Source organism: Micromonospora sp. NPDC049799 (assembly GCF_040656655.1).
Classification (GTDB): Bacteria; Actinomycetota; Actinomycetes; order Mycobacteriales; family Micromonosporaceae; genus Micromonospora.
Window position 1 is genome coordinate 1 of the sequence record NZ_JBFAMU010000171.1, and the last position, 9,767, is coordinate 9,767.

The 9,767-nt window shown below is 73.5% G+C and carries 12 protein-coding genes; 11 read left to right on the forward strand and 1 reads right to left on the reverse strand.

Annotated features, from left to right (window positions below):
* The 3 genes from AB0I76_RS15130 to AB0I76_RS15140 all read left to right on the forward strand — a co-directional run.
* A partial coding sequence (locus AB0I76_RS15130) for a septum formation initiator family protein (RefSeq protein WP_357034824.1) occupies positions 1 to 498 on the forward strand: 498 nt, incomplete at its 5' end.
* A gap of 36 nt (positions 499 to 534) precedes the next feature.
* On the forward strand, positions 535 to 1,092 hold the full coding sequence (locus tag AB0I76_RS15135) for a DUF501 domain-containing protein (RefSeq protein WP_357034826.1): 558 nt from the start codon (positions 535 to 537) through the stop codon (positions 1,090 to 1,092).
* Positions 1,093 to 1,094: 2 nt separating this feature from the next.
* Positions 1,095 to 1,607, forward strand: a complete 513-nt coding sequence (locus AB0I76_RS15140) for an amino-acid N-acetyltransferase (RefSeq protein ID WP_357034828.1) — start codon at positions 1,095 to 1,097, stop codon at positions 1,605 to 1,607.
* 32 nt (positions 1,608 to 1,639) lie between these two features.
* Here AB0I76_RS15140 and AB0I76_RS15145 read toward each other — a convergent pair whose 3' ends face one another.
* Positions 1,640 to 2,527, reverse strand: coding sequence for a PHB depolymerase family esterase (locus tag AB0I76_RS15145; RefSeq protein WP_357034830.1), 888 nt, complete (start codon positions 2,525 to 2,527; stop codon positions 1,640 to 1,642).
* Positions 2,528 to 2,635: 108 nt separating this feature from the next.
* Here AB0I76_RS15145 and AB0I76_RS15150 point away from each other — a divergent pair, with 108 nt between their 5' ends.
* The 8 genes from AB0I76_RS15150 to AB0I76_RS15185 all read left to right on the forward strand — a co-directional run bounded on the left by AB0I76_RS15150 (position 2,636) and on the right by AB0I76_RS15185 (position 9,615).
* A complete protein-coding gene (locus AB0I76_RS15150; RefSeq protein ID WP_357034832.1) occupies positions 2,636 to 3,673 on the forward strand; it encodes a helix-turn-helix transcriptional regulator in 1,038 nt (345 codons plus the stop codon).
* Between the two features lie 451 nt (positions 3,674 to 4,124).
* Positions 4,125 to 5,066: a Ppx/GppA phosphatase family protein gene (locus AB0I76_RS15155; protein WP_357034834.1), complete on the forward strand. Its 942-nt coding sequence runs from the start codon at positions 4,125 to 4,127 to the stop codon at positions 5,064 to 5,066.
* A gap of 178 nt (positions 5,067 to 5,244) precedes the next feature.
* On the forward strand, positions 5,245 to 5,577 hold the full coding sequence (locus AB0I76_RS15160) for a PadR family transcriptional regulator (RefSeq protein ID WP_357034836.1): 333 nt from the start codon (positions 5,245 to 5,247) through the stop codon (positions 5,575 to 5,577).
* Complete coding sequence (locus tag AB0I76_RS15165) at positions 5,574 to 6,551, forward strand: hypothetical protein (RefSeq protein WP_357034838.1); 978 nt, start codon at positions 5,574 to 5,576, stop codon at positions 6,549 to 6,551. The genes AB0I76_RS15160 and AB0I76_RS15165 overlap by 4 nt, the downstream gene beginning before the upstream one ends.
* A 164-nt stretch (positions 6,552 to 6,715) precedes the next feature.
* Positions 6,716 to 7,198 (forward strand): hypothetical protein, encoded by a 483-nt coding sequence (locus AB0I76_RS15170; RefSeq protein ID WP_357034840.1) that lies wholly within the window; start codon positions 6,716 to 6,718, stop codon positions 7,196 to 7,198.
* A 195-nt stretch (positions 7,199 to 7,393) separates the two neighbouring features.
* Positions 7,394 to 8,077: a dienelactone hydrolase family protein gene (locus tag AB0I76_RS15175; RefSeq protein ID WP_357034841.1), complete on the forward strand. Its 684-nt coding sequence runs from the start codon at positions 7,394 to 7,396 to the stop codon at positions 8,075 to 8,077.
* 14 nt (positions 8,078 to 8,091) lie between these two features.
* On the forward strand, positions 8,092 to 8,811 hold the full coding sequence (locus tag AB0I76_RS15180) for a uracil-DNA glycosylase (RefSeq protein WP_357034843.1): 720 nt from the start codon (positions 8,092 to 8,094) through the stop codon (positions 8,809 to 8,811).
* A gap of 78 nt (positions 8,812 to 8,889) precedes the next feature.
* The gene (locus tag AB0I76_RS15185) at positions 8,890 to 9,615 is read left to right on the forward strand and encodes a DUF4129 domain-containing protein (protein ID WP_357034845.1); all 726 of its coding nucleotides are present in this window, start codon (positions 8,890 to 8,892) and stop codon (positions 9,613 to 9,615) included.
* Positions 9,616 to 9,767: the final 152 nt, after the last annotated feature.

Here is a 9,767-nt window from a genome sequence, read left to right on the forward strand (position 1 = left end):
GCTCCGGGTGCCACCCGGGCGGCCGAGGGCGTACGCGCCACGAACCGCCCCGCCGCGGCCCGGCGTACGGCGGCCGGCACCGTCAAGCGGCTGTCCGCTCCCCATCCCCGAGGCTTCACCGGGCGTGCCACCGTGCTGTTCGCGGTGCTGATCGCGCTCGCCCTCGGCTACACCTACCCGGTCCGGGTCTACCTGGACCAGCAGGCCGACATCGAGCGGATGGAGGCGGCCCAGGCCGCCCAGCGCCAGGCGATCGACAAGCTCGCCGAGGAGGCGGCCAAGTGGCAGGACAAGAGGTACATCGAGATCCAGGCGCGGGAGCGCTTCGGGATGGGCCGTCCGGGCGAGAAGCTGCTGATCGTGCTCGACGACCCGGAGGGTGCCGCGCGGGACGCGGGGAGGTCCGCGCCGTCGGGGCAGCCCGCCGAACCCGATCCCTGGTACGACACCCTGTGGTCGAGCGTGCAGGGCGCGAACGCCGCCCAACCCGACCAGTGAGCACCACCTGAGCACCAGACGAGAGATGGAAACAGCGTGACTGTCGTACCACCGCAGGAGCCGGCGGCGGCCTCCGTACCCCTGCCGCAGCGTGAGCCGGCCACCGAGGCCGACCTGGCCGCGGTGGCCGCGCAGCTCGGACGCCCGCCGCGCGGCACGCGGGCGGTGGCCCACCGCTGCCCCTGTGGCCTGCCCGACGTGGTGGAGACGACCCCGCGCCTGGCCGACGGCACGCCCTTCCCGACGTTGTTCTACCTGACCTGCCCGCGGGCGACCGCCGCGTGCAGCCGGCTGGAGTCGGCCGGGCTGATGAAGGAGATGGCCGACCGGCTCGCCGAGGACCCGGAGCTGGCGGCCCACTACCGGGCGGCGCACGAGGACTACCTGGCCCGCCGCGACGCGATCGGGCAGGTGCCGGAGATCGCCGGCATCTCGGCCGGCGGCATGCCCGGCCGGGTGAAGTGCCTGCACGTGCACCTCGGTCACGCGCTGGGCGCCGGGCCGGGAGTGAACCCGTTCGGTGACGAGGTGCTGGACGTCCTGGAGCCGTGGTGGACCGCCGGCCCGTGCGTGGACGTGCCGGCGGACGAGTGACCATGACCGGCGCCGACGAGATCGTGGTGCGGCGGGCCCGGACCTCCGACGTGCGGGGGATCCGGCGGCTGGTCGACACCTACACCGACGACCGGCGGCTGCTCAGCAAGGCGACGGTCACCCTCTACGAGGACGTGCAGGAGTTCCGGGTCGCGGCGACCGGGGACGGCAGCGTGGTCGGCTGCGGCGCGCTGCACGTGATGTGGGAGGACCTCGCCGAGATCCGCACGGTGGCGGTGGACCCGGTCTGCCGGGGGCGGAAGATCGGGCACCGGATCGTCGGCGAGCTGATCGACGCGGCCCGGGAGCTGGGCGTGGCGCGGATCTTCGTGCTCACCTTCGAGACCCGGTTCTTCGCCTCGTTCGGCTTCCGGGAGATCGACGGCGCGCCGGTGCCGCAGCCGGTGTACGAGCAGCTGCTGCGCTCGTACGACGAGGGTGTCGCAGAGTTCCTCGACCTGGAGCGGGTCAAGCCGAACACCCTCGGCAACACCCGCATGCTGCTCCGCCTGTAGAGCCGTCCGCGTAACCCGCACCGGCGGCGCGGTCAGGCCGGCCGCCGGGGGTGGGTGGCGAAGAAGTCCCAGATCAGGTCCGTGGCGACGAGGCCGGCCTTGGGGGCGGCGAGTTGACCGCTCCGCGCGCCGGGCCACGAGTGCCCCATGTCCGGCAGGGTGTAGACGGTGACCTCGCTGCCGTCGGCGCACGTCGCGTCGGTCCGGCTGATCCGCGCGGCCCCACCCGCCCCGGGCCCGGGGATCGACTTGCAGCCGAGTCGCCGCTGCCAGGTCCGTATGCCCTCGGTGAAGGTCTCGGCGTAGATGTCCTGCCCGCCGATGAACGTGATCACCGAGACCGGGCTGTCGGGGACGTAGTCCTCCGGCGCGGTCAGGGGACCGCTGTAGCCGCCGCTGACCACGCCGATCGCCGCGAAGAGCCCGTCGGCCTCGACGGCGGCCCGGAAGCTCATGTCACCGCCGTTGGAGATCCCGGTCAGGTAGACCCGGTCCGGGTCTGCCCGCCAGGTTCTCACCAGGTGGTCCGTGAGGGCCCGGAGGAACCCGACGTCGTCCTCCGACCCGCAGCAGATCAACGCGTTGAAGGCGGTGTGCCGTCCGTCCGGGTACGCGACCAGGATGTTCTCCCGGTCGGCCACCGCGTCCAGCCCCACCATCTCGCGGATCAGGGCGCCGCTGCCCGGGTAGAAGTGCAGGGCGATCACCAGCGCGGTGGGCCGGGTCGGGTCGTACCCGGGCGGGGCGTACAGCAGGTAGGTGCGTTTCACCCCACCGTGCTCCAGGCTCAACAGGTGCTCGCCGGCGGCGGGTCGTTCGGCCGGAACCGAGGAGGACGGGGTGGCACCGGCCGGGGCGGGCCCGGAGGCCCCGCACGCCCCGGCGGCCAGGATCAGGACCAACCCCGTCAGCACTGCCATCGTCTGCCGCACGCCCGCCCCCCCTCGTGGACCCCGGTCCACTCTGGAGCCCGACCGCAGGCCCGTTCAACCCTTTCGGTTCAGGCCGAAGCCCGGCAGGCTGTCCGTATGCTTCGCCTCCAGCTCGGGTCGGCGGACCTGTGCCGGGTGCGGTTCGTCGACCGGCTGCACCCGGTCGGCATGGTGATGATGGCCGGCCAGGCACTGCACGGTCCCACCGGGTCCGTCATGGCGCCGGCCCTGGCAGACCGCGCGGTGGCGGCTGGGGCGGACGGCGTGGCGGGCGCGGCCGCCATGATGCTGCGGCACCTGCTGCCCGCCCGGGGACGACTGCCGGACTTCCTCACGCCGTTCGACGGGCTGGAGTCCGTGACGGCCGGCCTGGACGCGATCCGGGCCACGCCGACCCGGCGGATCCGCGCCGAGGTCACCGCGGCGTACGCCGACGTGGCCGCGACGCCGCTGCGACGCCGGTTCGCGGCGGCGGACCCGGAGGCGCTGGACCTGTTCGGCCGGGCCGTGGAGACCTGGTTCGGGGCCGTGCTCGCGCCGCACTGGGCCGAGTTGACGGCGGCGCACCGGCAGCACGTGGCGAGTGCCGCCCATCGGTTGACCATGGGCGGCCTGGGCGTCCTGTTCGCCGGGCTGCATCCGGCGATCCGGTGGCGGCCCCCGGTGCTGGAGGTGCGGACCTGGTGGAGCGGGGAGGTGACCGGCACTGGTCACGGGATGCTCCTGCTGCCGACACCGTTGGCCGGTCCGCTTCCGCGGGTGCTGGTCCAGCCGGGGCACCCGGTCCTGCTGGTCTATCCCGTACCGATGCCGCGCCGCGGCGCCGGTCCGACCGCCGATGCGCTCGGCCGTCTCCTCGGTGCCACCCGTGCGGTGGTGTTGCGCCGGCTCGCGGAGTCCGGCGGGCTGAGCACCACCGCGCTCGCCGACGCCGCCGGGGTGGGTCTGTCGTCGGCGTCCGAGCACGCCACGGCGTTGCGGGCGGCCGGTCTTGTCGCCAGTGAGCGGCACGGCGGGACGGTCCGGCACCGGCTGACGCCGCTCGGCGCGCACCTGCTCGGCGAGGTCACCGAGGCGTCGGTGGCCGGCGTCGCCCCTCCGGCGACCGGTACGGCCCGGGACGACCTGCCGTAGGGCTGACCGCGTGCCGACGCGCGCCGCCGCCGTCGACCGCGCCGCCGCCGTCGGGTAGCCGCGTGTCGAGCATGCCCGGATGCGCCACCTCAACCCCGTCGTCACAGTGCGTGTCGACGCGACCGGCAACCATCACACACCCTCGACCACTTTGCACTGCTGCCCAATGCGCGCCACACACCGACAGTGACGGTTCGGGTCCGGGAGGGCAGTAGGCCGTCTGGGCATCCGCCCAGCTCGTGGGCGTGGTGCACATTCGGCTGCAGAGCAAAGTGGTCGAAGGGGCGTCGTGGGGGGTGCTGCGGAGCGTTGCTCACGGTGACGGAGCCAGGTGTCACTGTCCGTGCGCCCTGGGGTCTCATTCCAGCCGGCCTGCTGCCGCTACCGGTGGGCGCGACCCTGGCGCTCGTCGACGCGGCCCCGCCGTTCCCGCTGCCGTAGGGTTGACCGGGTGACGACGCGCGTCGCCGCCATCGACTGCGGCACCAACTCCATCCGCCTCCTGGTCGCCGACCTGCCCGACGCCGATGCCGGGCCGGAGGCGCCGCTGACCGACCTGAGCCGGCGGATGGAGATCGTCCGCCTCGGCCAGGGCGTCGACAGGACCGGCCGCCTCGCGCCGGAGGCGATCGAGCGGACGCGGGTGGCGCTCGCCGACTACGCCGAGGAGATCGGGAAGCTGGGTGCCGAGCGGGTCCGCATGTGCGCGACCTCGGCCTCCCGGGACGCCTCCAACGCGGGCGACTTCCGGGCGATGGTGGAGCAGACGCTGGGCGTGGCCCCGGAGGTGGTGACCGGGGACGAGGAGGCACGGCTCTCCTTCACCGGCGCGGTGCGTGGGCTGCCGGCCGACGCCCGGGAGCCGTACCTGGTCGTCGACATCGGGGGCGGCTCGACCGAGTTCGTGGTGGGCACCCGCTCCGGCGGCGTCCAGGCGGCGATCTCGATGGACATCGGGTGCGTCCGGATGACCGAGCGGCACCTGCACGGCGACCCGCCGGGCCTGGACGAGATCGCCGCCGCGCAGGCCGACATCGCGGTGGCGGTGGACCGCGCGCTGGAGGCCGTCCCGGGCCGGGAGGCCGCGACGCTGGTCGGGCTCGCCGGGTCGGTCACGACCGTCGTCGCGATCGCGCAGGACCTGCGGGAGTACGACCCGGAGCGCATCCACCACGCCCGCGTGCCGTACGACCGGGTGGCCGACGTGACCGCCGACCTGCTGGCGAAGACGCGCGAGCAGCGGTTGGCGATCCCCGTGATGCACCCCGGCCGGGCGGACGTGATCGGCGCCGGGGCCCTGGTGCTGCGGGTGATCATGGAGCGCGCCGGGATGGACGCGGTCGTCGCCTCCGAGCACGACATCCTCGACGGCATCGCCTGGAGCCTGCTCTAGCGTTCCTGGTTCCGGGCATGATCGACTCGGCTTCTTTGATGTCGGGGTGTCCGAGTGACGGTTTCAGCCCGACTTCACTGACGTCGAGTGGATCAACGCCGAGGCGGGCTGTCAGTTCGTCATCCCGGATGCCTCGAAGTGCTGGCGCTACTACGCATTGCGCAGTACTGTGCTTCGCGTGGACACCACACAACTGCTGAAGGGCGTCCTGGACCTCGCGGTCCTCGCCGTGCTTCGCGAGTCCGACGGCTACGGCTACGACATCCTGCGCCGGCTGCGCGAGGCCGGGCTGGAGGAGGTCGGCGACGCCTCCGTCTACGGCACGCTGCGCCGACTCTTCGCCGCCGGCCTGCTGACGACCTACGTCGTGCCCAGCGAGTCCGGGCCGCACCGCAAGTACTACGCGCTCAACGCCGCCGGCCGGGACCAGCTCACCCGGTCCGGCAAGCTCTGGCGCTCGTTCGCCACCACCATGGACACGCTGCTCGACGATCGGGGGATGGCGGCATGACCGTCACGGAGCAGGAGATCACGGACTACGTCGACCGGGTCCGGGCCGCGCTGGCCGACCTGCCGCCGCAGGTCCGCGACGAGCTGACCGAGGACCTGCCGGAGCACCTCACCGAGGTCGCCGCCGAGGCCGGGGGCACGCTGACGGACCGGCTCGGCGCGCCCGAGGCGTACGCCCTCGACCTGCGCGCCGCCGCTGGCGTCGGCACCGGCGGGGGAGGCCGCGTCCGCCGGCTCACCAGGACGGTGCAACGGGCACGTGACCAGATCCGCATCCTGGACCGGCAACTCGGCCCTCCTCTCGGCTATGCGACGGCGGGCGAGTTCGTCCGGCTGTTGCGCCCCGGGTGGTGGGTGCTCCGCGCCTACCTGGCGGCAATGTTCGTCACCGTCGCCACCACGGGTGGAACGTTCGGTCTGCTGCCCCGATTCGGTGGTGAACTCATCACCGGTCTGGTCATGCTGGCCGGCCTCGTGCTCGTTTCCGTGTGGCTGGGACGCCGCAGCGGCGGGCTGCGCGGCTGGCCGCGGCAGGCACTCCAGATCGGCAACGCGGCCCTGGTCGTGTTCGCCCTGGTGGGGCTGGCGGATCTGGAGGATCGAGCCGGCTACGACTTCGGGTACGAGCAGATCTCCGTCGACGGCCGCTACGAGCACGTCCGGGACGTCTACGTGTACGACAGCGAGGGCCGGCTGGTGGAGAACGCCCGGCTCTTCGACCAGAACGGCGACCCGATCCGGCTCGGCTACCCGGAGTGCCCCGATCCGCTCGACCCGACCGGCAACGGCAACGGCAACCCGCTGCTGCGCCCGTACCCGTACTGCCCGCAGGGCGCACCCTTCGCCCCGCGGCCGCCGGTGGTAACGCCCCCGGCACCCGGGCTGCCGCCACTGTCCACTCCGGCCCCCACCACGACGCCGACCCCCACCAGTACGCCGCCCGCCACCGCGCCGCCCGCGCCGACCGCCACCTGAGGTGTCAGTAAGGGCCCCTTCCCCTACACGAGGCGTTAACCGGGGACCCTCCCTCACACCTCGTTCCTGGGAAATGGCTGAACGGATGAGGTGAGCGGGGCGGCGGCGCACGTCGATGATCGTTACGGTGTCGTCTGCTCATCAACCCCTCGGAAGGAAAACCCGTGTCAGAGCAGGTCGCACCGCCCCCCGCCGCGGACGCCGCGCAGCCCCAGCCCGGCGTCCAGGCGCCGCCGCCCGTCGAGCCGCCGGCGAAGAAGTCCGGCCGGGGCAAGGCGCTCGGCATCATCGGCGCGATCGTCGCGTTCCTCGTCATCGCCGGTCTCAAGTTCGGTCTCGGTACGGCGATCGGCAACGTCCTGAACAAGGACGAGACGGCCGAGGCCAAGGCCGGCGACTGCATCGCCGAGCTGCCCGAGGTGACCGGCACGGAGGAGGAGAAGGTCGACGGCGCCAAGGTCGTCGAGTGCACCTCCACCGACGCCGCCTACACGGTGGTCGGCCGGGCCGACGGGCAGACCGCCGCGCAGGCCCGCACCGGCGAGGCGTGCGAGCAGTACTTCACCGAGGGGCAGGACGGCTACGTCTTCTCCAGCGTCGAGCCGGGCAAGACGGGCTACGTGCTCTGCCTGACCAAGAAGGCCTGAGCCCACCTGCAAGCCGTTAAGAAGGGGCCCTTCCTCTACGCCAGGCGTTAAGGAGGGGCCCTTCCTTTCGGCAAACAGGAGGTGAATGCCACTTCTCCCGTGTCTTCCCGGCGCGGGTCCGGCGTGGCAGGCTACCGGCACGTAGGACCACTGGGCGACCAGCCAACGTTGACTGACCGCTAGGAGGACGGGCCCATGGGCGAGATGGTGAGGTACCGCGGTAACGGAGGTACGAGCGAGGGGTATCTCGCGATACCCTCCGGCGGTGCGGCCAGCCCGGCGGTCATCGTCATCCAGGACTGGTGGGGCCTCGTACCCCACGTCCGGTCGGTGGTGGACCGCTTCGCCGACGCCGGGTTCGTCGCTCTCGCCCCGGACTTCCGACGTGGCCCGGCGGTCAAGCCGAGTGAGCCCCGGCAGATGCTGAACGCCGCGCAGATGGACGAGGCCGCGGCGGACATCGCCGCCGCCGCCGACTACCTGACCGGGCGTACCGAGGTGGCCGGCAAGGTGGGCGCCGCCGGCTTCTGCGCGGGCGCCAGCCTCGCCCTCTGGGCGGCCACCCGCTCCGAGCGGATCGTCGCCACCGCGGCCTTCTACCCCAGGCTGCCCTGGGAGGACATGCGCGCCGAGTGGCCCGACTACGCGGGCAAGGCCGCCGTCATCCACTGCTCGGAGGCCGACGGCCTCTCCGCCGACGACGGCGTGCAGGCCGCCCGCCGGGCCATCGAGGTCTCCGGTGGCACCTGCCAGACCTACGACTACCCGGGCACCAACCACGCCTTCTTCAACGAGGACCGGCCCGAGAACTTCGACCAGCGTGCCGCCGCCACCGCCTGGGCCCGCACTCTCGAACTTTTCCGGGCCAAGCTTGGCTGAGCCGCGTACCCCCGGTGAGGTCGGTCGCCCGCGCCGCGCGGGCGACCGACCTCGTCGACCTGGACGGCGCGGTCAGTGACTGCTTCGCCTGCCCCCGGCTGGTCGCCTGGCGGGAGGAGGTCGCGCGGACCCGGCGGGCCGCCTTCCGGGACCAGGAGTACTGGGGCCGGCCGGTGCCCGGCTTCGGCGACCCGGCCGCCCGGATCGCCGTCCTCGGGCTGGCCCCGGCCGCGCACGGGGGGAACCGCACCGGCCGCATCTTCACCGGCGACCGCTCCGGCGACGTCCTCTTCGCCGCCCTGCACCGCGCCGGGCTGGCCAACCAGCCGACCAGCGTGGCCGTCGACGACGGCCTGGCCCTGCGGGACACCCGGATCTTCTCCGCCGTGCGCTGCGCGCCGCCGGACAACAAGCCCACCCCGGCCGAGCGCGACACCTGCGCGCCGTGGCTGCACCGGGAGATCTCGCTGATCCGGCCCACCCTGCGCGTCGTGGTCGCGCTGGGTGCCTTCGCGTGGGCCGCGTGGTGGCCGGTGCTCCGCCACGTGTACGACGTGCGTCCGCCCAGTCCGCGACCCGCGTTCGGGCATGGGGCACACTGTTCCGGCACGGCCGCACCGGAACTCCTCGGCTGCTACCACGTCAGCCAGCAGAACACCTTCACCGGGCGGCTCACACCAGGGATGCTGGACGACGTGTTCGCCCGGGCGAAAGTGTTGGCCGGGGTGGACTGAGGCTGCGGGGCGGTGACGATGACGGAGGAGAACGCGCCGGCCCGACCCGTACGCCCCGGCGGCCCGGAGGTGACCGCAGTGGACCTCAACGTGCTGCGCAGGTGGTGGCCGATCGCGGCGGTGGCCGTGCTGCTCGCCGTCGTCACGGTGGCGGCGGCCCACTCGTCGCTCGGCGCGAGCCGCATCCCGACGGCGGTCGAGGAGGTGCCCTTCCTTCCCGAGTACCCCACCGCCGAGCCGGTCCCGTCGATCCCGGTGGAGCCGAGGGACGCGGTGGAGACGACCGGGGCCTCCGTTCCGGGGTGGATCGCCACGGCGGCCCTGGTCCTGCTGGGTCTCGCCGTCCTCGTCGTGTTCGGCTGGCTCGCCTGGACGCTGGTGCGCGGTGCGATCCGGCGGACCACCCGGGCGTTGCCGTCCCGGTCTCCCCGCCGCGACGCCGAGGGCACCGCCCGTGAGGTGGTCGCCGCGCTCGACGCCAGCCTGGTCGAGCTGGACGACACCGACACCGACCCGCGTGTCGCGGTGATCGCCTGCTGGGTACGCCTGGAGGAGGCCGCCGCCGGCGCGGGCGTGCCCCGGCTGGCCGGCGACACACCCACCGACCTCGTCTCCCGCCTGCTGCGTGGCGACCCGTCGGCCGGTGTCCCGGCGATCGCGAGCGCCGACGTGCTGGCCGAGTTCGCCCACGTCTTCCGGGAGGCCCGGTACGCCACCCGGCCGGTCGACGAACGTACCCGGGACCAGGCCCGGGCCGCCCTGCGCCGGCTGCGCGGCGAGCTGACCGCCGTCGTGGCGGCGTGAGCGGGGTGGGGACGTGAGCAGCACGAGCATCGACGACCTGCTCGGCTCGTACGAGGAGGGGCCGGCACGCGCCGAGCGCCCGCGTGGCGGACGGGTCCGGCGCGTGCTGCGTACGCTCGCCGTCACGGCGGCCGTGGTGGTCGTCCTGGTCG

Bases quoted from the DNA above. Each gene is read 5' to 3' on its own strand.
- AB0I76_RS15140 (WP_357034828.1), top strand. From the start codon at position 1,095: ATGACCGGCGCCGACGAGATCGTGGTGCGGCGGGCCCGGACCTCCGAC.
- AB0I76_RS15145 (WP_357034830.1), bottom strand. From the start codon at position 2,527: ATGGCAGTGCTGACGGGGTTGGTCCTGATCCTGGCCGCCGGGGCGTGC.
- AB0I76_RS15150 (WP_357034832.1), top strand. From the start codon at position 2,636: ATGCTTCGCCTCCAGCTCGGGTCGGCGGACCTGTGCCGGGTGCGGTTC.
- AB0I76_RS15165 (WP_357034838.1), top strand. From the start codon at position 5,574: ATGACCGTCACGGAGCAGGAGATCACGGACTACGTCGACCGGGTCCGG.
- AB0I76_RS15175 (WP_357034841.1), top strand. From the start codon at position 7,394: ATGGGCGAGATGGTGAGGTACCGCGGTAACGGAGGTACGAGCGAGGGG.